Raw genomic sequence first — 23,764 nt, forward strand, 5'->3', positions numbered from 1 at the left:
CAGTACGTCGGCGAAGGCGCCAGGGGGGCCTCGGATGCCGGGAACACCAGGGCCGCCAGGGACACCGGGGACACCAGGGACACCCGTACGGCGCGGTGCGGTGCGGTCGGAGGGCATGCTGACGGCCCTGCTCACCGGCGCCATGGCCTTCTCGATGCTGCAGCTGTTCCTCTTCGGCGCGCTCGGCCCCAGGCTGGTGGCCGAGTGGGGCGTCTCGGCGGCCGTGCTCGGTCTGACGACCACGATCGGATTCGGCACGGCGGCCGTGCTGTCGCCGTTCGGCGGCCGCCTGGTGGACCGGATCGGGCCGCGCCGCTCCCTCGTCCTGCTCCTGTCGGTGTCCGCCGCGACGCTCGCGCTGATCGGCTCCGCACCCGGCCCCGGCTTCCTCCTCGCCGCCGTCGCGCTGGGCGGAGTGCCCCAGGCCCTGGCCAACCCGGCGACCAACAAGGCGATCCTCGCCGCCGTGGCCCCCGCCCGGCGCGGGCCGGTGACCGGCATGAAGCAGTCCGGCGTCCAGCTCGGCGCCTTCGCGGCCGGGCTGCCGCTCACGGCGCTGGCCGGTACGGCCGGCTGGCGCGGGGCCGTGTGGACGGCGGCGGCCGCGGCCGCGCTGGCGGCCCTGTGGGCGCTGCGCGCCCTGCCCGCAGACCCTCCGGCGAAGCCCGCCGCGCCGCGCTCCTCGCTCGTCCCCCGGGGCGACATCGCCTGGCTGGCGGTGTTCTCCCTCTTCCTGGGCTCCGGGATCGCCTCGGTGAACACCTACGTCGCCCTGTTCGGCGCGCAGCGGCTCGACATGGGCCCCACTGCGGCCGGCGCCCTGGTCGCGGTGCTCGGCGTCGCGGGCATCGGCGGCCGGATCGGCTGGTCGAAGGCGGCCCGGCCGGGGCGCGCGCAGTGGCTGCCGGGCCTGCTGGCGGCCGGATCGGTCGGGGCGGCCGTGCTGCTGGCGGCGGCGCTCAGCGCGGGGCCGCTGGTCTGGGTGGCCGCCGTGGCCGTCGGGGTGTTCGCCGTATCGGCCAACGCCGTCTCGATGGTGCTGGTGATGCAGCGCTCCGCCCCCGGCCGGGCCGGCCAGGACTCGGCGCTCGTGGCCGCCGGATTCTTCACCGGGTTCGCCGTGGGCCCGCCCCTCTTCGGCCCGCTCGCGGACGCGGGCCGCTACGGCGAGGGCTGGCTGCTGGTCGCCGCCGAGTTCGCCCTGGCCTGCGCCGTGGCGACGGTGTGGGCGCTGCGGGAGCGGCGCGCACGGGCCGCGGCGGCCGCCGCGTGAGCGGGCCCGCGTGGGCGGGGCGGGCGCTGGCCGACGTCCTCGACCGGGTCGCCGTCGGCGCGGCCGAGGCCGGCGACCGGTTCCCGCTGTACGCCGACCCGGGGACGGGCCGCTGGACGACCACCGGCCGCGGCTCGTGGGCCGGCGGCTTCTGGGCGGGGCTGCTGTGGCTGCGCGCCCGGCACACCGGCGCCCCGGGCGACCGGGCCGCCGCCTCCGCGTGCACCGCGCGGCTGGCCGGCTGGGTGGACGCGGACACCTCCACGCGCGGGCTGATCCTCTGGTACGGCACCGCGCTCGCGGCAGGCGACCCCGCCGCCGCCGGGCTCCGTACGCGGGCGGCCGCGGCCTGCCTGTCGGCCGTGGACGCGGAACTGGGCCTGGTCCCCTGGGGATCGGCCTTCGGCGGGCCCCGCCTGCTGGCCCGCGTGGACGGCGTCCCGGGCCTGGTCCCCCTCCTCGCCGCCGCCGGCCCCGGGGGCGCCGCGGCGGCCGCCTCCCACCTGGCCCGCCATCTGGACCTGTGCCTCACCCCGGGTCCCGGGCTCGTCCCCGCCCTGGGCTTCGCCGCGGGGGAGGGGTGGCGGGCCTGCGGGGATCCGCCCGTCGGCTGGAGCAGGGGCCGGGCCTGGCTACTGCTGGCGCTGGCCGACGCGCTGCACCGGACCGACGTGGCCGGGCTGCTGACGGGGAGTCCGCGGGAGCTCGCGGAGCGGCTGGCCGACGCGTGGGCGGGGCCCGGCGCGCCGCTCGTCCCGCCGGCCGACGTGGCGCTGCCCGAGGGCCCGTCGGACACCTCCGCGGCCGCCGTGACGGCCGTCGCGCTGCTGAAGCTCGCCCGCGTCCCGGGCCCGGGGGCCGCACGGTACGCGGCCCGCGCGGCCGCGATCCTGGAGCGGCTGGCCGGAGCGCACCTGTCGGACGGCAGGCTGCTGGACGGCTGCTACGACGCCGGGAAGGGCATCGCGGTCCGGCACGAACTGGTGTGGGGCACCTTCTTCCTGGCGCTCGGACTGGCCGAGCTGACCGGCCGGCTCGACATCCGGGACGTCTGACCGCCGGCGCTGCGGTGCGTGCCCGCGCTGCTCGTGCCCGCGCTGCTCTTGCCCGCGCTGCGGGGCGTGCCCGCGCTGCCGCTCGTGCCCGCGCTGCCGCTCGTGCCCGCGCTGCCGCTCGTGCCCGCGCTGCCGCTCGTGCCCGCGCTGCCGCTCGTGCCCGCGCTGCCGCTCGTGCCCGCGCTGCCGCTCGTGCCCGCGCTACGCCCCGTACCCCCGCAGGACCCGCCTCGCCACCGACGTGATGTGGAGTTCGTCCGGGCCGTCGAGGATGCGGGCGGCGCGGCCCGACCGGTAGAGGGCGGGCAGGGCGGTGTCCGGGCCGAGGCCGGCCGCGCCGTGGACCTGGATCGCGGAGTCCGTCACCAGCTGGAGCATGCGCGCCGCCGCCACCTTGGCCAGGCCCACCTCGACGTGCGCGTCCAGCCCGGCGTCGATCCTGGCCACGGCCTCGTGGACGAGCGGGCGGGTGGTGCGCAGGGCGAGGAGCGCCTCGAAGACGTGCTGCTGGACGAGCTGGTGCCCGCCGAGCGGCCCGCGCGAGCCCGTACGGGAACCCGCGCGCCCGCACATGAGGTCGAAGGCGCGCTGCGCCTGGCCGAGCCAGCGCAGGCAGCGCAGCGTACGGCCCAGCTGGAGCCGTTCCCCGGCGATGTCCAGGGCCCGGCCGCGCTCGCCGAGGAGGTGGTCGGCGGGCACCCGGACCCGGTCGAACTCGATCTCCCACTGGCCGGACGCGCCGAACACGGGCAGCTCGCGCACCACCCGGAAGCCCTGCGACGAGGTGGGGACGACGAGGAGGGAGAGCCCCGCGCGGTCGCCCGGCCCGCCGTCGGTGCGGACGAGGACGGTGACCAGACCGGCTTCGGCGGCGTGCGAGGTGAACCACTTGCGGCCGCTCACCGTCCAGCTCCCGTCGGGCTGTTCGACGGCGCGGGTGGCGGTGAGGAACGGGTCGGTGCCCGGCACGTCCGGCTCCGTCATGGCGTAGCAGGCCCGCAGCTCCCCGGCCGTCAGCCGCGCGGGGTACAGGGCGCGCACCCGGTCGCTCCCGTGGCGCAGCAGCATCGTGGCGTCCAGCAGCGGGGCCGAGCCCAGGGCCGCCGGCCCGTGGTCGCTCGCCCCCTCGGCCTCGGCGAGGAGGGCGTACGCGGCCAGTCCGAGGCCCTGGCCGCCCAGTTCGGCGGGGAGGGGCAGGGCCCACAGGCCCGCCTCCCTCGCCTCGTCCTGGAGCCCCCGCAGGGCGGTCGCCGCGGCCGGCCCGCCCGCGTCCAGCACGGGCTCGCGGGGCATCACCCGCTCGCGCACGAAGTCGGCGACCCGGTCCTTCAACTGCGCGTCAGGGCCGCGCCGTTCGGGGCGGGGGGCCGCCCCTTGGCCGAGGGTCGCCCGGTCCCGCGGCCCTCGGTTCTGCGCCACTCGGATCTCCACCACTTTCCTCCAGCCCGCCGGGAACCCGTGGGAACGGCAGTCCGACTGCCTCCCCGAGGAACTGGTCGGGTGCGCCCGCCCCTTGGTTCCCGCGCCCGGATCACCAGCGGCGCCGGCCGACCGCCGGAGCCGGGAGAAGAGGAGAGGCATGGCGTCACCAGCCGTCACCCAGACCGCGCGGCCGCTCGACGGCCTGCACTTCACCGCCTCGGGGCCGGCCGCCCTCACCGGACCGGTGGCCGAGCACCTGAGGCTGCTGGGGGCCGCCGCCGGTACGGGTCCGGCCGCGCGGGAGGGCGACCGGGCGGGCCGGATCACACTGGGCGGCAGCGGGTCCGGCATCGGTAGCGGCAGCGGGTCCGGCGGCGGGTCCGGCAGCGGTTTCGGCGGCTCCGCCACCGCCACCGCCGCCATCGCCTGGTCCGCGGCCCCGGACGGCTCGGCGGACACCCTGTCGGGCCGCGCCGTCACCGACGAGGCGACCGCGCAGGCCGCCACCGGCATCATGGCCGTCCACGGCCGCCGCGACGGCGAACCGCGCGGCCTCGCCGTCGACTACGCCCTCGGTGCCGCGGCCGTCCTGACCACCCAGGGCCTGCTCGCGGGCCTCCTCGCCCAGGCCAGGGGCGGTTCCTCGGCCGGCGTGGACACCTACGTCGACCGGGCCGGGCTGCTGGTCGTCTCCCAGTACCTCGCGGCGACCGGGGCGGATGAGGGCGAAGCCGCCGAACTGGCCGCGGGCGGACCCCCCTTCACGGCCGCCGACGGCACCCTCTTCGAGCTGGAGACCCTCGACCCGGGCGCCTGGGCCGGATTCTGGCGGGCCCTGGACGCCCCCGCCGACGCGATACGGGCGGGCTGGCGGCCCTTCCAGTTCCGGTACGCCACCGCGTGCGCCCCCTTCCCCGACGCCCTGCACGCCACCACCCGCGCGCACGGCTGGCAGCGGATCCGGGACGCGGCGGCGGCCTCGGGAGCCGAGGTCTGCCGGCTGCGGAGCCTGACCGAGCGGGCCGCCGAACACGACGGAGCCGCCCCCTGGACCCTGGCCCCGTACGACTCCGGCGGCGGCCTGCCCCATGCGGTGCCCGCCGCCGTGCCCCACGCCGTGCCCGCCGCCCCGCGGCCGGCGAAGCCGCTGGCCGGGCTGACCGTGCTGGAGGCCGGCCGCCGCATCCAGGCGCCGCTCGCGGCCCATCTGCTCGGGCTGCTCGGCGCCGACGTCGTCCGCATCGAGCCGCCGGGCGGCGACCCGCTGCGCGGCATGCCGCCGGCCTGCTCGGGCGTCTCCGCCCGCTGGCTGGCGCTGAACCGGGGCAAGCGGGCCGTGGAGATGGACATCAAGTCGCCCGCGGACCGGCTCCGGCTGCGGGACCTGGCGGCCGACGCCGACGTCTTCCTGCACAACTGGGCCCCGGGCAAGGCCGCCGAGCTGGGCCTCGACCACGACGACCTCGCGGCGGCCAACCCCGCGCTCGTGTACGCGTACACCGGCGGCTGGGGGACCGGCCGGATCACCGACGCCCCGATGGGCACCGACTTCATGGTCCAGGCCCGCACCGGGGTCGGCGAGGCCGCCCGCTCCGAGGGCGAGGTGCCCGCGCCCTCCCTGATGACCCTGCTCGACGTACTGGGCGGGCTGCTCGGCGCCGAGGCCGTCCTCGCGGGGCTGCTGCTGCGCGAGCGCACCGGGCGCGGGGTGCGCGTCGACTCCTCGCTGCTGGGAGCCGCCGACGTGCTCACCCTCCCGGCCCTGCGCCGGGCCCGGCGCGGGGAGAACCCCCGGCGGCCCGCCGGATTCCGTACGCCCCTGCGGACCGCCGACGGCTGGATCGCCCCCGCCGACGCGGACGCCGGCGCCTGCGCGGCGGCCGCCGCCGCCCACGGGCTCGCCGGCCTGCCCACCGAGGACGCCCTGCGCGCGCTGCGCGGGCGCGGACTCCACGCGACCGCCGTCACCACCGACCTGGCCGACCTGCACCACGACCCGCGCTTCGGCGGCTCGATCAGCCGCGACGCGCACGGTGCCCCCGCCGTTCCCGACCCCTGGAGCTTCCGATGACCGTCGCCCTGCACGATCTGCTGCCCGCCGGCCTGCGCCGTTCCTGGGCCGTCGACGGGACCTGTCCCGACCTCGACCTCTACAGCCTCTTCCGCGCCCGCCAGATCGCCGACCTGCACCACACCGCGGTCATCGACGCCAAGGGCAAGCTCTGCTACACCGCGCTGGACCGCAAGGTGCGATGTCTGGCCGCCGGACTGCGGGACCTCGGCATACGGCCGGGGGACGTGGTCGGGGTGCAACTCCCCAACGGGCGCAACGCCGTCATCGCGGACCTGGCCCTGGCCGCCCTCGGCGCGGTCGTCCTGCCCTTCCCCGTCGGCCGCGGCGGAGCGGAGGCCCGCTGCCTGCTGCGCCGGTCCGAGGCCGTGGCGGTCATCGCCTCCGTGGAGCACCGGGGCAACCGGCACGCGGCCGATCTGCTGGCCCTGGCCGCCGAACTGCCCGCGCTGCGACACGTGATCGCCGCCGGCCGGGTGGGCACGGAACCCGAGGGAACGATTCAGCTCGCCACGCTGCTGCGCTCCGACCCGGCCGACTTCGTCCCCGTCCGGCCCGATCCCGACAGCGCCGCCCGCATCCTGGTGTCGTCGGGCTCGGAGGCGGAGCCGAAGATGATCGCGTACTCGCACAACGCGCTCGCCGGCGGCCGCGGCAACTTCCTCGCCTCCCTGATGCCCGACGGGACCCCGCCCCGCTGCCTGTTCCTCGTACCGCTCGCCTCCGCCTTCGGCTCCAGCGGCACCGCGGTCACCCTCGCCCGGCACGGCGGAACCCTCGTCGTGCTCGACCACTTCACCCCCGAGGCGGCCCTCGCGGCGGTGCGCGAGCACCGGCCCACCCACATCTTCGGCGTGCCCACGATGATCCGCATGATGCTCGACCGCCTGGAGTCGGAGGCGGCGGAAGCGGAGGCGGAAGCGGCGGAACCGGAGACGGACGGGGCGGCGGAAACGGCGGAAGCGGAGGCGGGCGCGTCCGCCCCCGGCCCCGACGCCCGCGCATTGCCCACCCCCACCGCCGTGATCCTCGGCGGCGCCGCGCTCGACGAGACCACGGCCGAGCAGGCGAGCCGCGTCTTCGGCTGCCCGGTGGTCAACCTCTACGGCTCGGCCGACGGGGTCAACTGCCACACCGGCCTGGGCTCGCCCGCCCCGGAATCGGACGCGGACGGAGCCGGCGTCGCGGCCGGCCGCCCCGACCCCCGGGTCGCCGACATCCGCATCAACCACACCGAGACGCACGAACGGCTCCCGGACGGCGAGGTCGGGGAGATCGTCGCCCGCGGCCCCATGACCCCCATGTGCTACGTCGCCTCGCCCGACCTGGACGCCCGGTACCGCACCCCCGACGGCTGGGTCCGCACCGGAGACCTGGGGCTCATCGACAAGGACGGCGTCCTGCACGTGGTCGGCCGGCTGAAGGACGTCGTCATCCGCGGCGGCGCCAACATCAGCCCCGCCGAGGTCGAACGGGAGCTGTCCTCCCACGCCCAGGTGCGGGACATCGTGTGCGTCGGCGTACCGGACGAGCTGATGGGCGAGCGGCTCGCCGCATGCGTCGTACCGCGCGGTGCGCAGAGCCCGACCCTGGGCTCGCTGGGCGCACACCTCACGCTGCGCGGCCTGGAGCCGCGCAAGCACCCCGAACGCCTCCTGGTGGTCGCGGAACTGCCGCTGACCCCGGCGGGCAAGCCCGACCGAGCGGCCCTGCGCGAGCGCCTGGTGCGGGCCGGGGCGGTGGCGTAGGAGGGGGAACGCCCACAGGGGCGGCGCGGTCCGTTCCGGACCGCGCCGCCCCTGTCTGCCTGCCCGTCCGCCGTCAGGAGGCCGGAGCGCCCATGGCCTTCTTCAACTCGGCGGCCGCGTTGCGGTAGACGGGCAGCAGGTCGAGGTCCTTGCCCGGATAGTTGACGATCTTCACCTGCTTCGCGCCCGAGTCGGGCAGGACGGTCCCCGTCGACATGTGCGCGTTGTCCAGGACCAGCGCCGGCTTCTTCGCGGACAGTTCGGCCAGCTGTACCGGGGTGACCGCCTCGGGGCCGTAGGTGCCGACCGGGGTGGCGCCGGCCAGCTTCGCGGACCAGGTCGTGAAGACCTGGCTCACCACCGCCGGGCTCTTCCCGCCGGGCCACGAGGCCTGGACCTCCTTGGAGACCCGGCCGTACTCGGTGTCGAAGTCGGCCGTCCACTTCGCGGCGGCGGCCTCGGTGCCGAACAGCTTGCCCAGCCGGGCGACTTCGGCCTTGACCTTGTCGGCGTCGTTGTCGAGGTTCACCTCGACCAGCTCGGCCTTCGAGCCGGCGGCCTCCTTGATCTTCGCGGCGTACGGCTCGAACGGCGCGTACAGCACGAAGTCCGCCTTGCCGACGGCGGCGAGGTCGGAGGGCTTGGGGTCGTAGTCCGGCGCGTGGTGCACCGACTGCGGCACGATCACCTTGACGTCCTCGGCGCCGGCGGCCTTGGCGAAGGCGCCCTCCCAGGTGGTGGTCACGACGACGACGGGCTTGCCGCCCTTGGGGGCGTCGGCACCGGCACCGGCGCCGACGCTCTTGCCGTCGCTGTCTCCGCAGCCGGTCACCAGGGCCAGTGCCAGGCCCAGGGCCGTGCTCAGTGCGAGGAGGGAAGTGCCGCGGACGCGGATTGCGGGCGCCATGAGCTGATTCTCCGTTCGGGAACGAGATGGACCGCGAGGACGAGGATCCCCGCGGTGAGGACGAGGACCGGACCGGGAGGCCAGTCCAGCCGGAGGGCGATGAGGAAGCCGGTCAGGTTCACGAAGACGCCGATCGCGACCGCCCACACCGTGATCGACCTCAGCGAAGTGCCCAGCCGGCGCGCGGCCAGGGCGGGCAGCAGGGTCAGCGCGTCGACGAGCAGGGCGCCGGTCAGCTTGATGGCCCCGGCCACCGCGACCGCGACGAGCACCAGCAGGACGGCGGTCAGCGCCCGCACCGGGACGCCCGAACACTGCGCGAGCTCCCGGTCGTAGAGCAGCAGCGCCACATCGCGCCGCCGCCACCAGAAAAGCCCCGGTACGAGGACGGCCAGCAGCCCCAGCACCACGAGATCGGCGGTGCCGACGGACAGGATCGACCCCCACAACAGGGCGAAGGCGCCGGAGGCGTTCACCCCCGAGACCGCCAGGATCAGCAGCGCGGCGGCGATCGCGAGGCTCATCAGCAGCCCCATCGCCCCGGACAGCCCGTCCGGCGTCCGGGCCAGCGGTGCGACGCCCGCTCCGGCCAGGGCGCACGCGACCAGCGCGCACAGCATGGGGTCGAGCCCCGTGAGCAGGCCGACGGCGATGCCCAGCAGCGCGACGTGCATCATCGCGAACCGCACCGGCATGATGTCCAGCCCGACGATGACCACGCCGACCACCGGCAGCCCGACGGCGGCCAGCAGCAGGGCGAAGCCCGCGCGCTGCACGGCGGCCAGCTGCAGCAGGGTGCCGAGGTCGGCGCCGGCGGCCAGGGTGGTGCTCACCGGACCTCCCGCAGCCGGCCGGCGGCCATCTCCAGTACGCGGTCGCAGCGTTCGGCGAGCGCCCGGTCGTGCGTGACGACGACGAGGGTCACGGGCAGCGCGGTCAGTACGTCGGCCGCCTCGTCCTGTCCGGCGAAGTCGAGGGCGGCGGTGGGCTCGTCGGCGAGCAGCACCCCGGCCCCGGCCGCCACGCAGCCGATGGCCCGGGCCAGGTACATCCGCTGCAACTGCCCGCCGGACAGGGTGTGCAGCGCCCGCCCGGTCAGCGGCCCCACACCGAGGCGGTCCGCGGCCTCGGCGGCCGCGCGGGGGTCACCGCTGCTGGCGAGCAGCTCGCCGCCCAGGAGGGGGAAGCGGCCGCCGGCGGGCTTCTGCGGGATCCACGCGCAGGCCCGCCGCCGCCAGGCCGCGTCGGTGCGCCGGCCGCCGACCAGGATCGAGCCGGTGACCTGCCGGTGCAGCCCGAGTACGGCGCGCAGCAGCGTGGTCTTGCCCGAGCCGTTGGTCCCGGTCAGGGCGACGCGCTCACCGGCCGCGATCTCCAGGTCGACGCCGGCCACGGCCTCGACCCGCCCGTGGCGGCACCCCACCCCTTCCATGCGCACGTCCAGCCCGCCCATCCCACAGCCCTCCGCTTCCGCTTCCACCGGCGTCATGTCACGCACGCAGGTAGTCGCGGAAGGGAGGGCCGGGGTTCCGGCGGTACGGGATCTTTTCCCGGCGGGGCTCAGAGGCCGCGGCGGCAGCGTGCGGCGACCGTGGTGATCCAGGCCATGGCGGTGATCACGCCGACGGCCAGGGTCAGGGTGCCGGCCTTGCCGCCGCTCATCGCCCAGCCGTTGCCGATCAGCAGCGCGGTGCCGGCGACGCGGGAGGCGATGGCGCGGCCGCGGTCCCCGGCGCGGCTGAAGTGGCGGCCCAGGACGTAGCAGGCGGCGATCAGCGCGGTGAAGGTGACCGACCCGGCGGCGAAGTGGGCGTAGCTGTGCCAGCTGAGCGTGGCGGGCATCCCGTAGGGGGTGCCGACGGGGAAGCCGTCGGCCGGGTCCATCACGAAGGCTCCCGCGGCGATCATGCCGAGACCGCTGATCCGCACCAGGCGCGGCGCCCAGACACCGCCGGGCGTTCCGCGCAGGGCCCGGCGCAGGCCGGTGGCCCCGATGGCGGCCAGGGCCCCGGCGAGCACGAAGTTGGTGATCTGGAGCCAGCCGAGCGAGCCGTTGCTCAGCGCGCTGAGCGGGTGGCGGGTGATGTCGTAACCCTGGCGGGTGGCGGCCTGGGTCAGGGACACGACCACCCACAGGGGCTGCGCCACGACCGCGAGGGCGAGCAGTGCGCGGGTGGAGGCGGCGGCGGTTTCGGTGCCGGCGGCGGGGGCGGTGGGGATCTGGACGGCGGTCATGGTGACTCTCCCTCGGGCTTCGTCGTGCGGGGTTCTCGCTGACACGTCGATCCGGCGATGTGACAGGGAATGGATCCGTTCCCTGTCACATGGGGCTGTTCGACGTAGGGGCAGAAGCACGGCAGCCCCGAAGAGCCCCGAAGAGCAACGAAGAGCCACGAAGAGAAGAGAGAGACCCATGCGCTACCTGATGACGACCAAGCCCACCGACGCCGCCCCCGACGAGAAGCTGTTCGCGGAGATGGGCAGGTTCATCGAGGAGCTGACGGCGTCCGGTGTCCTGCTGGCCACCGGCGGCCTGGAGCCGGGCGGCGTCCGGCTGACCTCGGTCGGCGACGAGATCACGGTCATGGACGGCCCGTTCGCCGAGGCCAAGGAGGCCGTGGCCGGCTTCGCGCTGGTCGAGGTCCGCTCCAAGGAGGAGGCCGTCGAGCTGGCCCGCCGCTTCCGCAGGATCGTCGGCGACGGCGAGAGCGTGATTCAGCAGGTCTACGGCGCCTGACGGGCTCCGGATGGGGCCCGGACCGGCCCCTGACCGGCCCCGGACGGGGCTCCTGACCCCGAGGACCATCCGCCCGCCCGGCCCGCCGGCTTGCCGGCGAGCCGGGCGGATGGTGTCATCGGGCCTGTGCCGGATGCCCATCGCACGATCGACGCGGTCTGGAAACTGGAGTCGGCCAAGATCATCGCCGGCCTCACGCGCATGGTCCGCGACGTGGGCCTCGCCGAGGAACTGGCCCAGGACGCCCTCGTCGCCGCACTCGAGCAGTGGCCCTCCTCGGGCGTCCCGGACAACCCCGGGGCCTGGCTGACGGCCATCGCCAAGCGCCGCGCCGTGGACCACATCCGGCGCTCCGAGCTGCGGACGCGCAAACAGGAGGAGCTGGGCCACGAGCTGGTCAGGTCCCAGGAAGCCTCCCGGAACTCCTCCCGGAACCCCTCCGACGACCCCGACGAGGACCCCGAACAGGACGACGTCCTGCGGCTGATGCTCATCTCCTGCCACCCCGTGCTGCCGGCCGAGTCCCGGGCCGCACTGACGCTCCGGCTGCTCGGCGGCCTGACGGCCGAGGAGATCGCGCGGGCCTTCCTCTCCACCGCGCCGGTGATCACCCAGCGCATCGCCGGGGCCAAGCGGACGCTGGCCGAGGAGCGCGTGCCGTTCGAGCTGCCGGCCGGCGCCGAGCTCGCCGAGCGCCTCGCCTCGGTCCTGGACGTCATCTACCTGATCTTCAACGAGGGTTACTCCGCCACCACGGGCGACGACCTGATGCGCCCGGGCCTCTGTCTGGAAGCCCTCCGGCTGGGCCGGCTGCTGGCCGAGCTGGCGCCGCGGGAGGCCGAGGTGCACGGGCTGGTCGCGCTGATGGAGATCCAGGCGTCCCGCTCGGCCGCGCGCACCGGACCCTCGGGCGAGCCCGTCCAACTGCACGAGCAGAACCGCGGGCGCTGGGACCAGCTGCTCATCCGCCGCGGCTTCACCGCGATGCTGCGCGCCCGGGAACTCGGCGCGCCGCCCGGCCCGTACGTCCTGCAGGCGGCCATCGCCGTCTGCCACGCCCAGGCACGCACCAGCGAGGACACCGACTGGGAGCAGATCGCCACCCTGTACGGGGCGTTGGCCCGGCTGCTCCCCACGGCGGTCGTGCAGCTCAACCGGGCGGTGGCGCTCGGCATGGCGTACGGGCCCCGGGCCGGGCTCGATCTCGTCGACTCCCTGCTCACGGATCCCGCGCTGCGCGACTACCACCTCCTGCCCAGCGTCAGGGGCGACCTGCTGTCCCGCCTGGACCGGCACGGCGAGGCACGCCTGGAGTTCCAGCGGGCGGCCGCCCTCACCAGGAACGCCGCCGAGCGGGCCTTCCTGAACCGGCGTGCGCAGGAGAGCGCCGCCAAGGTTGCCGCCGAGGGCGCCGCCACCGGCCCTCCGGGGCCCACCCTCGGCGAGAGCGCCCGGACCTTCCTGGCCCGCGGCGACCTCGACGCCGCGACGGTCCGCTCCTACGGGCAGACCCTGCGCCGCCTGCGCCTGGCCCTCGGCGACCAGCTGCCGCTCGCGTCCCTGACGGCCGGCCAGGTGACCCGGGTCTTCGGGGCGGCGTGGGGCGGGGCCGCGGCCACCACCTGGAACCGGCACCGGTCGGCGGTCCGCTCCTTCTGCGCCCGGGCCGGCCTGGACGACCTCGCGGCGGGGCTGGAGCGCCGCGCCGAGACCCGCCCCCGGGCGCGCCCGCTGGACCCGGCGGAAATCGAAGCCCTGTGGTCCGACCCGGACCTGCCGCTGCGCGAACGGACGCTGTGGCGGCTCCTCCACGAGTCCGCGTCCGGGGCGAAGGCCGCCCTGTCACTGAACATCGAGGACCTGGACCTGGACGACCGCCGGGCCCGCACGGGCACCACCTGGCTGAACTGGCGTTCCGGGACCGCCCGGCTGCTGCCCGGGCTCCTGGCCGGCCGCACCCGCGGCCCCGTGTTCCTCTCCGACCGCCGCCCCGGCCCGGCCCGCACCCCCGAACCGGCCGACCTGTGCCCGGACACGGGCCGTCGCCGCCTGTCCTACGAGCGGGCCGAACACCTCTTCAAGACGGCCACCGCACCCCTGGACCCGACTCACCGCGGCTACACCCTCCGCCAACTCAAACCCGCGCGCTGACCCACCCGCTGACCCGCGCGCTGACCCGCTGCTTCGGGGCGGGGCTCCTCAGCCCCCGGCGGCGAGCTCGCCGCTGAGCGTCCGGTGCAGGCGGGCACTGGGTCCGTTCAGACCGGTGATCTCCACGCTCTTGCCGCGCTGGGCGTACCGGTGCTCGATCGCGTCGAGCGCGGCCACGGAGGAGGCGTCCCAGATGTGGGCGGCGGAGAGGTCGATGACCACCCTGCCGGGGTCGCCGGCGTAGTCGAACTGCTCCACCAGGTCGTTGGAGGAGGCGAAGAACAGCTCGCCGGTCACGCAGTAGACGACCTGGCCGCCGTCCGGATCGAGGACGGAGGTGACGTTCGCCAGGTGCGCGACCCGCTTCGCGAAGATCACCATCGCGGTCACGGAGCCCACCACGACGCCCACGGCCAGGTTGTGGCTGAGGACCACGCACACGACGGTGACGGCCATGACGACGATCTCACCGGCAGGCATCCGCTTCAGCGTCTTCGGCGCGATCGAGTGCCAGTCGAAGGTCGCGAAGCAGACCATGACCATGACGGCGACGAGGGCCGCCATGGGAATGTCGGAGACCACCGGCCCGAAGACGATGCACAGCACCATGAGGAACGCACCGGCGAGAAAGGTCGACAGCCGCGTCCGGGCGCCCGACACCTTCACGTTGATCATCGTCTGGCCGATCATCGCGCAGCCGCCCATGCCCCCGAAGAAGCCGGTGACGATGTTCGCGACACCCTGGCCGATGGACTCCCGCGTCTTCGAGGACCGGGTGTCGGTGATCTCGTCGACGAGCTTCGCCGTCATCAGCGACTCCATCAGCCCGACGAACGCCATGGCCAGCGCGTACGGGGCGATGAGCGCCAGCGTGTCCAGGGTGAACGGAACGTCCGGCAGACCGGGAACCGGCAGCGCGGACGGCAGCGCCCCCTTGTCGCCGACGGTGGGGACCGCGATGCCCGCGGCCACGGTGATCGCGGTGAGGGCGACGATGGACACGAGCGGGGCCGGGACCGCCTTCGTGGCCTTCGGGAAGAACACCATCAGCGCCAGCCCGGCCGCCAGCAGCGGATAGACGGCCCAGGGAACGCCGAGGAGTTCGGGGACCTGCGCCATGAAGACCAGGATGGCGAGGGAGTTGACGAAGCCGACCATCACCGAACGCGGGATGAACCGCATCAGCTTCGCCACGCCGAGCGCGCCCAGCACGATCTGGAAGACCCCGGCCATGATCACCGCCGCGACCAGGTAGCCCAGTCCGTGCTGCCGGTTCAGCGGCGCGATCACGAGGGCCACGGCGCCCGTGGCGGCGGAGATCATCGCCGGCCGCCCGCCGGTGAACGCGATCACGACGGCCATCGTGAACGAGGCGAACAGCCCGATCGCCGGATCCACACCGGCGATGATCGAGAACGAGATCGCCTCCGGGATCAGGGCGAGCGCCACGACCAGACCGGCGAGGACCTCGGTCCGGAAGGGGCCGCCTCGGGCACGGACCTCGGGTTCGGCGGACCCACCCGAACCGGCAGGCGGGTGAGCGGAGAAGACCCGAAGGGCGAGCTCGCTCAGGACGCCCGGGAGAAGCCGGCCAAGCCCTTCTCCCGGATCTCTCCCGGGCGATCTCCACACATGCAGGAAGGGCCTGACCCGCGATGCGGATCAAGCCCTTGACCTGGTCTTACGAAGTCGGGGTGGCGGGATTTGAACCCACGACCTCTTCGTCCCGAACGAAGCGCGCTGCCAAGCTGCGCTACACCCCGATGTCCACCCTTGCAGCGCTGCTGCCCTGGCGACATCGATTACTTTAGCGGACCCTCGGCCGGAGACGAAATCCGGTTTTCACGTGGCGGCCGGTGGCGGTCCGCCGCGACCAGGGCCAGGCCGAGCGCGTAGAAGCCGATGCCCAGGACCAGCGCGTTCAGGGCGACCCGGGCGTAGCCGTACTGGGCTACGTCGATGAAGGGGTACGTGTACCGGGCCGGGGCGCCGGGGTCGAGGAGGGCACCGCGGACCAGCGCGAAGACCACGTAGGCCAGCGGGTAGGCCAGCCACTGCGCGGCGTGGCGCGGGCGCAGGGTGCGCGGGGCGGTCAGGAAGAGGAAGTCCAGGACCGCGCATACGGGGGTGACCGTGTGGAGGAGCTGGTTGGCGACGGCCTTCGCCCCGGACAGTTCGTCCAGCTCCTCGACCACGTTGAAGGGGCTCGACGGGTTGGCCAGGACCAGGTGGAAGACCAGCCCGGTGACCAGGATGAAGAGGAGGACCCCGCCCCGCCAGAGCGGGCCGACGTCCGGCTCGCCCCGGTGGACGCGGACCGCGGAGAGGGCGAAGACCACCGCGACCAGGATGTTCGTCCAGATCGTGAAGAAGCTCAGCACCACGGGCATGCTGCCGTACGCGCACTCGATGACGAGGCCGGTCAAGGCCGCGGCCGCGATCAGCGCGCGGAAGACGACGGTCGGCAGGCGCCGGGCGGCGGGTGTGATCATCCTGTCAACGTACCCGGCGGCCCGGTCCGCGTTAGGCCTTCGGAGTCAGTGTCAGCAGTGTCGCTTCGGGCGGGCACGCGAACCGCACCGGGGTGAAGCGGTTGGTTCCGCAGCCCGCCGACACGTGGAGGTACGAGCGGTGCCCCTCCGCCTCGTGCGCCGAGAGGCCCTTCACCCGCTTCGTGTCCAGGTCGCAGTTGGTGACGAGCGCCCCGTAGAAGGGGATGCACAGCTGCCCGCCGTGCGTGTGGCCGGCCAGGATCAGCGGGTAGCGATCGGCGGTGAACGCTTCGAGGACCCGCAGGTACGGGGCGTGCACGACGGCCATCGAGAAGTCCGCGTCCTCCTCCGGCCCGCCCGCGACCTTCTCGTACCGGTCGCGCTTGATGTGCGGGTCGTCCAGTCCCGTGAAGGCCAGCTCGAGCCCGTCGAGCTTGAGCCGGGCACGGGTGTTGGTGAGGTTCAGCCAGCCGGCCGCGTCGAAGGCGTCCCGCATCCCCTCCCACGGGTTGTGGACGGCGCCGACGACCGGCGCGTTGCCGTTCAGCCCGTGCCGGCCCTGGGTCTTCTCCAGCAGGTAGCGCCCGGGGTTGCGCAGCCGGGGGCCGTAGTAGTCGTTCGACCCGAAGACGTACACGCCGGGGAAGGACATCAGCGGGCCGAGCGCGTCGAGCACCTCCGGCACGCCCTCCGTGTCGGAGAGGTTGTCGCCCGTGTTCACGACGAGGTCGGGGCGCAGCCCGGCCAGCGACTGCAGCCAGGCCCGCTTCTTGCGCTGCCCGCCGACCATGTGGATGTCCGACACCTGCAGGACGCGCAGCGGGCGCATCCCCTGCGGGAGCACGGGCACCGTGACCCGCCGCAGGCGGAAGGACCGGGCTTCGAAGCCGGCGGCATAGGCCAGACCGGCGGCTCCCGCCGCGGCGATGCCGGCGGTGACCTTCAGGGGTACTCCGTAACGCGCACGCATGCCCTCATGTTCGCAGACCCGGCGGGCCCACCCGGAAACGGACGGGCGCCGAAGGCTCCGTACCTGGCAGACTCAGGTCATGACCACGCTCAAGGCCAAGCTCCAGGAAGACCTCACCACCGCCATCCGCGCGCGGAACGAGCTGCACTCGTCCACGCTGCGCCTGACCCTCTCCGCCATCACCAACCAGGAGGTCGCGGGCAAGGAAGCCCGTGTGCTCTCCGACGAGGAAGTCCTCAAGGTGATCGCCAAGGAGGCGAAGAAGCGCCGTGAGGCGGCGGACGCCTTCGCGCAGGGTGGCCGTCCCGAGCAGGCCGCGCGCGAGACCGCCGAGGGCGAGTTCCTCGACACCTACCTCCCCAAGCAACTGAGCGACGACGAGATCGACGCGATCGTGGCGCAGGCCGTCGAGGAGGCCAAGGCGACGGGCGCCGAGGGGCCGCGGGCCATGGGCGCCGTGATGAAGATCGTGAACCCGAAGGTCGCCGGGCTGGCGGAGGGCGGGCGCGTCGCCGCCGCGGTCAAGAAGCACCTGCTCTGACCGACGGCAGCACGCAGCAGCACGTCGCAGTACGCCGCAGCACGCCGCAGCACGCCGCAGTACTCGGCAGTACGCGAAGGGCAAGGGGAGAGGGCCTCCACCGGATCGATCCGGTGGAGGCCCTCTCCCTTTGTCGGTGCGCGCCGCCGCTCAGTCGCGGCCGCCGATGATGCCCGGGGGGAGGGTGATCCCGCCGAGCGGGTCGTCGGTGCCGCCCGTGCTGCCGCCCGGGGTCCCGCCCGTGGCCCCGGCGGTCTGCTGGCCGCCCGGCTGCCCGTCGCCGGGCTTGCCGTCGCGGCCCGGCTTGCCGGGCTTGTTGGGCTTGCCCGTGGTGGGCTTGCCGCCCGCGGCCGGGCTCGGGGTGTCGGGGATGTTCACCGTGGTGAAGCCCGGCGCCTCGCGGCCCGAGAGCGCGCCCGAGACCGCCTGCTTCCAGATCGGGCCGGGCAGCCCGCCGCCGAAGACCTTGTCGTAGTACCGGCCGCCGATGGTGATGTTCTCCATCGACACCTGCTTCGCACCGCCGGAACCGACCCAGGTCGCGCCGGACATGTTCGGGGTGTAGCCGACGAACCAGGCGTTGTAGCGGCTGTCGGTCGTACCGGTCTTGCCCGCGCTCTGCCGGTCGGTCAGACCCGACTGCTGGCCCGTACCGGAGTCGACCACGCCGAGCAGCAGCGTGTTGATGGTGTCGGCGGTCCGCTCCGACATCGCGCGGTCGCACTTGGACTTCGGCACCGTGAGCGCCTTGCCGTGCGAGTCGGTGATCGACTCGATGGCGACCGGGGTGCAGTACACGCCGCGGTTGGCGAAGGTGGCGTAGGCGTTGGCCATGGTCAGCGGGGACATGCCCTCACTGCCCAGCGCGATGGCCGGGACCTCGGGGAGCTTGGCGCCGTTGGCCGGGATCACGCCGAGCTTGGTGGTCATGTCGGTGACGGGGCACAGGCCCACCTCGGAGATCATCTCCACGAAGTAGGTGTTGACCGACTTGGCCATCGCCTCCTTCATCCCGTACGGGCCGACCTCGGACTCGGTCTCGTTCTCCACCCGGGCCTTGGGGCTGCCCGTGTTGACCCAGGGCTTGTCGCCGCAGGTCTGCACCGGGCTCGGGTAGTCCATGTCGTACGGGGCCTGGTACATCTTCGTCGGCGGCAGACCGCGCTCGATGGCGGCGGCCGCGACGAACGACTTGAAGGTGGAGCCGGTCGGGAAGCCGAAGTTCGAGCCGCCCATCTTCTTGTCCACCGAGAAGTTGATCTGGGTCTCGTTCTTGCCGAAGCCGTACGGCTTGGACTGGCCCATCGCCAGGACCCGGCCGGTGCCGGGCTGCACGAGGGTGACGGCCGTCGCGACCTTGTCGTCCTGGTCGACGTGGTCCTTGATGGACTCGTTGACCGAATCCTGCGACTGCGGGTCCAGGGTCGTGCGGACCGTGAGGCCGCCCTGGTTCCACACCTTCGCCCGCTCCTCGCGCGTCTTGCCGAAGGCGGCGTCGTCGAGGAAGGTGTTGCGCACGTAGTCGCAGTAGAAGCCGGCGCCCTTGACGGCGGTGATGCAGCCGTTCTTGGGCTTGGTCACCTTCAGGGTGACCGGCTTGGCCTTCGCGGCGTCCGCCTCGGCCTGTGAGATGTCCTTCGTGTCGGCCATGCGCTGCAGGACCACGTTGCGGCGCTTCATCGCCTCCTGCGAGTCGTTCACCGGGTCGAACCGGCTCGGCGACTGCACGACGCCCGCCAGCAGCGCCGACTCCTCCAGGGTCAGGTCCTTGGCCGGCTTGCTGAAGTAGCGCTGGGCCGCGGATTCGATTCCGTAGGCCTGCTGCCCGAAGTAGGTGATGTTGAGGTAGTTCTCGAGGATCTTCTTCTTCCCGAGCTCCTCCTCGACCTGGATCGAGTACTTCAGCTCGCGGATCTTGCGCCCGAGGCTCTTCTCCTGGGCCTCGCGCACCTTCGTCTCGTCGTCGCCGGCCTCCTCGACGAACACGTTCTTCACGTACTGCTGCGTCAGCGTCGAGGCGCCCTGCGCCGCGCCGCCCTCCTGGGCATTGCGGTTGACCGCGCGCAGGATGCCCTTGAGGTCGATCGCGCCGTGCTCGTAGAAACGAGAATCCTCGATCGCGACGATCGCCTTCTGCATGTACGGGGAGATGGCCGTGAGGGGGACCACCTGCCGGTCGCGTGAATAGACCGTGGCGATCAAGCCACCCTCGGAGTCCAGAATCGTGGTGCGCTGACTCAGCGGCGGCGTCTTGAGATTGGCCGGGATCTCATCGAACCCTTCGACCGTTCCCTTGGCCGCGAGACCCAGGGCGCCTGCGCCCGGGATCGCGATGCCCGCGAGTACAACTCCGGCGAGAACGGACACACCGAGGAACTTGGCGGCCTGCTGGGGCCCCGTGGCCCCGCCGCCCGAGCGCTTCTTTCCCATGAGGGCAGCCTACGTTCTCATTCGCCGGACACACGCGAATGCCTTGGCCTAAGCTGTCCTCAACTGTCACAGCAGTGCGGTGGGACATCAACCCCTCGGCTTGTTTTTCACCCTTCCCGAATGGGGTGGACGCATGTCCGAATCTCGCCTCCTGTGATCAGGTCGCCCCGCCGATTTCACCCAAATCGCCGGAATGGTCGGGCATGTCGCAGGATCACTCCGTCGGGTGATCTGCCGCTTACCCATAGTCCGTTCGGACCATTCAAGTGTGGGCCCGTCGGGGGTGTTGCACTGTGCCCGCCTTCCGTAACGTCCTCAACTGGCAGCGGTGAATATGCCGCTGCCGCCGTGGGGGAGCCTCGATTCGGGAGAGGACGGCGCCGGGATGGGCTGGGTTACCGACTGGAGTGCGCAGGCAGCCTGCCGCACTACCGATCCGGATGAACTGTTCGTTCAAGGAGCGGCACAGAACAGGGCCAAGGCGGTGTGCACCGGATGTCCGGTGCGGACCGAGTGCCTGGCCGACGCGCTCGACAATCGTGTCGAGTTCGGCGTGTGGGGCGGAATGACCGAGCGGGAACGACGTGCGCTGCTGCGCCGGCGTCCCACCGTCACCTCGTGGCGGCGACTGCTCGAAACCGCCCGCACGGAGTACGAGCGCAGTACAGGCATCCTCACCGTGGATGTCGACGAGGAGATCGACGTTCCGTACGAGAGGTACGCGGCCGCCGGGTAGACCACCCGAGCCATCCCGCGTACGGACCGCCCCCGAACCGGGGGCCTCGTACGGACGCCTACGCTCCGGCCGGCACCCCGGCCGCGAGTCGCTCTCCGATGGCCCGCAGCCCGGCGAGGTCGTGCACATCGCCGGGCAGGGCGGCCACTTCGGCTACCGCCACCTCGGGGTGCAGCGAGGTGAAGCGGTCCCGCGTGCGCCGTTCGCGCGCGATCACCTGCATGCGCTCCGCGTGCAGGCGCAGCAGGCCCGCCGTGATCTCGTCCACGTCGGCTTCGGAGCCGACGTCCGCGTCGGTCTCGGCGTGCGCGTCGGTGTCGTTGTGCGCGTCGCCTTCGGCGTCGAAATCGGTGTCGGGAGAGTCACGAAGTCCAGCTTTCCCGGACTCCTGATCGACAATGCCGCCTTCTTCAAGATTCTCCGCCGCCGCCAACGCCCGCTCCGCGGACAGCTGGTCGGCGCCGCTGCCGTGCACCCGGTTCAGTACGAGCCCGGCCAGCGGCATCTTCTCCGCGGCCAGCCGCTCCACGAAGTACGCCGCCTCGCGCAGGGCGTCCGCCTCGGGCGACGCCACCACGAGGAAGGCCGTACCGGGAGCCTGCAGCAGCTGGAACGTCGCGTCGGCGCGCGTGCGGAAGCCGCCGAACATGGTGTCCATGGCGGCCACGAAGGTCTGCACGTCCTTCAGCAGCGAGGCGCCCATCAGCTTGCTCAGCGTGCCCGTCATCATCGACATGCCGACATTGAGGAACTTCATCCCCGCCCGGCCGCCGACCTTCGCCGGAGCCATCAGCACCCGGATGAACTTCCCGTCCAGGAAGGACCCCAGGCGCCCCGGAGCGTCCAGGAAGTCCAGCGCGGACCGGCTCGGCGGGGTGTCCACGATGATCAGGTCCCAGTCGTCCCGGGACCGCAGCTGTCCCAGCTTCTCCATCGCCATGTACTCCTGCGTGCCCGCGAAGCCGGCCGACAGGGACTGGTAGAAGGGGTTGGCGAGGATGGCCTGCGCGCGCTCCGGATCCGAGTGCCCCTCGACGATCTCGTCGAAGGTCCGCTTCATGTCGAGCATCATGGCGTGCAGTTCACCGCCGTCGCCCGACACCCCGGTGACCTTGCGCGGGGTGTTGTCGAGCGAGTCGATCCCCATCGACTGGGCCAGCCTGCGCGCCGGGTCGATGGTCAGGACGACCACCCTGCGCCCGCGCTCCGCCGCCCGCACCCCGAGCGCCGCCGCCGTCGTGGTCTTGCCGACCCCGCCCGCCCCGCAGCACACGATGATCCGGGTCCGCGGGTCGTCCAGCAGCCGGTCCACGGCCAGCCTCGGCGGCGTCCCCATGTTCGCGTTCATGGCCTCGCTCATTCCTCGCCCACCTGCTTGCGCAGCTCCGCGGCGAGCCCGTAGAGCCCGGCCAGGTCCATTCCCGCGCCGAGCAGGGGGAGTTCGTACGCCGGCACGTCCAGCTCCTCCAGTACGGCGCGCTGGGCGCGCTCCAGCTCCACCCGGCTCGCGTGCTCCACCGCCTGCAAGAGCAGCGGGTCCACCAGCCGTTCGGCCAGACCGCCGCGCCGGGCGCCGCCGAGGCCGGCCCGGGACAGCGCCTTGGCCACGTCGGAGCGGTGCTCCCCGGCGGCGGCGCGCAGGGCGTCCTCGTCGAGGTGGTGCGGCCGGACCATGTTGACGACGACCCGCCCCACCGGCAGGCCCGCCGCCCGCAGTTCGGCGATCCCGTCGGCGGTCTCCTGCACGGGCATCTCCTCCAGCAGGGTGACCAGGTGCACGGCCGTCTCGGGGGACTTGAGCACCTTCATGACGGCCTGCGCCTGGTTGTGGATGGGCCCGAACCGGGCCAGGCCCGCCACCTCGTCGTTGACGTTCAGGAAGCGGGTGATCCGCCCGGTCGGCGGAGCGTCCATGATCACGTGGTCGTAGACGAACCGGCCGGCCTTGTCCTTGCGGCGCACCGCCTCGCAGGCCTTGCCCGTCAGCAGCACGTCCCGCAGCCCCGGCGCGATGGTCGTCGCGAAATCGATGGCGCCGAGCTTCTTGAGGGCGCGCCCGGCCGAGCCGAGCTTGTAGAACATCTGGAGGTAGTCGAGCAGCGCCCGCTCCGCGTCGATGGCGAGCGCGAAGACCTCGCCGCCGCCCGAGGCCACGGCGATCTTCCGCTCCTCGTACGGGAGCGCCTCCGCGCCGAAGAGCTGCGCGAGCCCCTGCCTGCCCTCGACCTCCACCAGAAGTGTCCGCCTGCCCTCGCGTGCGAGGGCGAGCGCGAGTGCGGCGGCGACCGTGGTCTTGCCGGTGCCGCCCTTGCCGCTGACCACCTGGAGCCTGCTCACAGGGCCCGAGCCTAATTCCTCCGGGGTGGCGGCGGTGGTGCCGGGGGGCCGCACGGCAGGCACTACCCTCGCTCCCATGACCAAGAAGTTCGAATACGCGACCGTCCCGCTGCTGGTCCACGCCACCAAGCAGATCCTTGACACCTGGGGCGAAGACGGCTGGGAGCTCGTCCAGGTCGTACCCGGGCCGAACAACCCCGAGCAGCTCGTGGCCTACCTGAAGAGGGAGAAGGCGGCATGAGCGGTGTCGTCGAGGCGAAGCTGGCCGAGCTCGGCCTGACTCTGCCCGAGGTCGTCCCGCCGCTGGCCACGTACCAGCCGGCCGTCCGCTCCGGCGCGTACGTGTACACCGCGGGCCAGCTCCCGATGGTCCGCGGCAGCCTGCCGGTCACCGGCAAGGTCGGCGCCGAGGTCTCGGCGGAGCAGGCCAAGGAACTGGCCGCGACCTGCGCGCTCAACGCGCTGGCCGCGGTGAAGTCCGTCGTCGGCGACCTCGACAAGATCGCGCGTGTCGTGAAGGTTGTCGGCTTCATCGCCTCGGCACCCGACTTCACCGCCCAGCCGGGCGTGTTGAACGGCGCGAGCGAGCTGCTGGGCGCCGTCCTCGGCGACAAGGGCGTCCACGCCCGCAGCGCGGTCGGCGTGGCGGTGCTCCCGCTCGACGCCCCGGTGGAGATCGAGATCCAGGTCGAACTCCTCCCTTCCTGACGCACCCCTCGCACCCCTCGGCCCTGGCGGGCCTCCCGGGCTTCGGCCCGCTGCGCCGGACTCCGTCCGTCGGCCCGCCGGGGCCCCTGCGTTCGGCGACGCCGCGGCCAGATCCAGCCCCGCCAGGGGGCACCTCCCAGCGGTAGCCGGGGGAGTTCGAGGCGCGGGGTCCGGGGCGGAGCCCCA

The 23,764-nt window shown here is 73.5% G+C and carries 20 protein-coding genes, 1 tRNA gene and 1 pseudogene; 10 read left to right on the plus strand and 12 right to left on the minus strand.

Going from position 1 to position 23,764, the window contains the following annotated elements; translation table 11 throughout:
- Nucleotides 1-115 precede the first annotated feature (115 nt).
- Both DRB89_RS06420 and DRB89_RS06425 read left to right on the plus strand, forming a co-directional pair.
- Nucleotides 116-1,273, plus strand: coding sequence for an MFS transporter (locus DRB89_RS06420; RefSeq protein WP_239516034.1), 1,158 nt, complete (start codon nt 116-118; stop codon nt 1,271-1,273).
- Nucleotides 1,270-2,328, plus strand: coding sequence for a sugar ABC transporter permease (locus tag DRB89_RS06425; RefSeq protein WP_112453245.1), 1,059 nt, complete (start codon nt 1,270-1,272; stop codon nt 2,326-2,328). The genes DRB89_RS06420 and DRB89_RS06425 overlap by 4 nt, the downstream gene beginning before the upstream one ends.
- A gap of 201 nt (nt 2,329-2,529) precedes the next feature.
- Here DRB89_RS06425 and DRB89_RS06430 read toward each other — a convergent pair whose 3' ends face one another.
- Entirely contained in the window at nt 2,530-3,660 is a 1,131-nt protein-coding gene (locus DRB89_RS06430; RefSeq protein ID WP_239516746.1) for an acyl-CoA dehydrogenase family protein, read from the minus strand.
- Between the two features lie 247 nt (nt 3,661-3,907).
- Here DRB89_RS06430 and DRB89_RS06435 point away from each other — a divergent pair, with 247 nt between their 5' ends.
- Complete coding sequence (locus tag DRB89_RS06435; RefSeq protein WP_112447425.1) at nt 3,908-5,821, plus strand: CoA transferase; 1,914 nt, start codon at nt 3,908-3,910, stop codon at nt 5,819-5,821.
- Complete coding sequence (locus DRB89_RS06440) at nt 5,818-7,569, plus strand: class I adenylate-forming enzyme family protein (protein ID WP_112447426.1); 1,752 nt, start codon at nt 5,818-5,820, stop codon at nt 7,567-7,569. The genes DRB89_RS06435 and DRB89_RS06440 overlap by 4 nt, the downstream gene beginning before the upstream one ends.
- 73 nt (nt 7,570-7,642) lie before the next feature.
- On the opposite strand, the gene DRB89_RS06445 is transcribed toward DRB89_RS06440, so the two are convergent.
- The 4 genes from DRB89_RS06445 to DRB89_RS06460 all read right to left on the minus strand — a co-directional run bounded on the left by DRB89_RS06445 (nt 7,643) and on the right by DRB89_RS06460 (nt 10,711).
- Entirely contained in the window at nt 7,643-8,476 is an 834-nt protein-coding gene (locus DRB89_RS06445) for a zinc ABC transporter substrate-binding protein (RefSeq protein WP_112447427.1), read from the minus strand.
- Entirely contained in the window at nt 8,431-9,309 is an 879-nt protein-coding gene (locus DRB89_RS06450) for a metal ABC transporter permease (RefSeq protein ID WP_112447428.1), read from the minus strand. The genes DRB89_RS06445 and DRB89_RS06450 overlap by 46 nt, the downstream gene beginning before the upstream one ends.
- Nucleotides 9,306-9,929, minus strand: a complete 624-nt coding sequence (locus DRB89_RS06455) for an ABC transporter ATP-binding protein (RefSeq protein ID WP_112447429.1) — start codon at nt 9,927-9,929, stop codon at nt 9,306-9,308. The genes DRB89_RS06450 and DRB89_RS06455 overlap by 4 nt, the downstream gene beginning before the upstream one ends.
- A gap of 107 nt (nt 9,930-10,036) precedes the next feature.
- A complete protein-coding gene (locus DRB89_RS06460) occupies nt 10,037-10,711 on the minus strand; it encodes a DUF998 domain-containing protein (RefSeq protein ID WP_112447430.1) in 675 nt (224 codons plus the stop codon).
- Nucleotides 10,712-10,889: 178 nt separating this feature from the next.
- On the opposite strand from DRB89_RS06460, the gene DRB89_RS06465 reads away from it, so the two are divergent.
- Together DRB89_RS06465 and DRB89_RS46270 are read left to right on the plus strand one after the other, a co-directional pair.
- Entirely contained in the window at nt 10,890-11,213 is a 324-nt protein-coding gene (locus tag DRB89_RS06465; RefSeq protein WP_112447432.1) for a YciI family protein, read from the plus strand.
- A gap of 126 nt (nt 11,214-11,339) precedes the next feature.
- Entirely contained in the window at nt 11,340-13,364 is a 2,025-nt protein-coding gene (locus DRB89_RS46270; RefSeq protein ID WP_112447434.1) for an RNA polymerase sigma factor, read from the plus strand.
- 48 nt (nt 13,365-13,412) lie between these two features.
- On the opposite strand, the pseudogene DRB89_RS06475 reads toward DRB89_RS46270, so the two are convergent.
- From DRB89_RS06475 to DRB89_RS06490, 4 genes and pseudogenes are all read right to left on the minus strand, one after another.
- Nucleotides 13,413-14,843: pseudogene (locus tag DRB89_RS06475) on the minus strand (SulP family inorganic anion transporter); the annotation flags it as partial.
- Between the two features lie 210 nt (nt 14,844-15,053).
- A tRNA-Pro gene (locus DRB89_RS06480) sits at nt 15,054-15,127 on the minus strand.
- Between the two features lie 39 nt (nt 15,128-15,166).
- The gene (locus DRB89_RS06485) at nt 15,167-15,856 is read right to left on the minus strand and encodes a Pr6Pr family membrane protein (protein WP_112447436.1); all 690 of its coding nucleotides are present in this window, start codon (nt 15,854-15,856) and stop codon (nt 15,167-15,169) included.
- Between the two features lie 31 nt (nt 15,857-15,887).
- Nucleotides 15,888-16,826: a metallophosphoesterase gene (locus tag DRB89_RS06490; RefSeq protein WP_112447438.1), complete on the minus strand. Its 939-nt coding sequence runs from the start codon at nt 16,824-16,826 to the stop codon at nt 15,888-15,890.
- Nucleotides 16,827-16,905: 79 nt separating this feature from the next.
- Between DRB89_RS06490 and DRB89_RS06495 the strand changes: the two genes are divergently transcribed.
- Nucleotides 16,906-17,367, plus strand: a complete 462-nt coding sequence (locus DRB89_RS06495; RefSeq protein WP_112447440.1) for a GatB/YqeY domain-containing protein — start codon at nt 16,906-16,908, stop codon at nt 17,365-17,367.
- A 150-nt stretch (nt 17,368-17,517) separates the two neighbouring features.
- Here DRB89_RS06495 and DRB89_RS06500 read toward each other — a convergent pair whose 3' ends face one another.
- Nucleotides 17,518-19,797: a transglycosylase domain-containing protein gene (locus DRB89_RS06500; RefSeq protein WP_112447442.1), complete on the minus strand. Its 2,280-nt coding sequence runs from the start codon at nt 19,795-19,797 to the stop codon at nt 17,518-17,520.
- A gap of 385 nt (nt 19,798-20,182) precedes the next feature.
- On the opposite strand from DRB89_RS06500, the gene DRB89_RS06510 reads away from it, so the two are divergent.
- Nucleotides 20,183-20,533: a WhiB family transcriptional regulator gene (locus tag DRB89_RS06510; protein WP_204357996.1), complete on the plus strand. Its 351-nt coding sequence runs from the start codon at nt 20,183-20,185 to the stop codon at nt 20,531-20,533.
- A 58-nt stretch (nt 20,534-20,591) separates the two neighbouring features.
- Here DRB89_RS06510 and DRB89_RS06515 read toward each other — a convergent pair whose 3' ends face one another.
- Together DRB89_RS06515 and DRB89_RS06520 are read right to left on the minus strand one after the other, a co-directional pair.
- Nucleotides 20,592-21,881 (minus strand): ArsA family ATPase, encoded by a 1,290-nt coding sequence (locus DRB89_RS06515; RefSeq protein WP_239516035.1) that lies wholly within the window; start codon nt 21,879-21,881, stop codon nt 20,592-20,594.
- Nucleotides 21,882-21,889: 8 nt separating this feature from the next.
- The gene (locus tag DRB89_RS06520; protein WP_112447448.1) at nt 21,890-22,870 is read right to left on the minus strand and encodes an ArsA-related P-loop ATPase; all 981 of its coding nucleotides are present in this window, start codon (nt 22,868-22,870) and stop codon (nt 21,890-21,892) included.
- 76 nt (nt 22,871-22,946) lie between these two features.
- Here DRB89_RS06520 and DRB89_RS06525 point away from each other — a divergent pair, with 76 nt between their 5' ends.
- Both DRB89_RS06525 and DRB89_RS06530 read left to right on the plus strand, forming a co-directional pair.
- Complete coding sequence (locus DRB89_RS06525; RefSeq protein ID WP_112447450.1) at nt 22,947-23,111, plus strand: DUF4177 domain-containing protein; 165 nt, start codon at nt 22,947-22,949, stop codon at nt 23,109-23,111.
- Nucleotides 23,108-23,578, plus strand: a complete 471-nt coding sequence (locus tag DRB89_RS06530) for a RidA family protein (protein WP_112447452.1) — start codon at nt 23,108-23,110, stop codon at nt 23,576-23,578. The genes DRB89_RS06525 and DRB89_RS06530 overlap by 4 nt, the downstream gene beginning before the upstream one ends.
- Nucleotides 23,579-23,764: the final 186 nt, after the last annotated feature.

The sequence above is a fragment of the Streptomyces sp. ICC4 genome (assembly GCF_003287915.1).
GTDB lineage: Bacteria > Actinomycetota > Actinomycetes > Streptomycetales > Streptomycetaceae > Streptomyces > Streptomyces tritrimontium.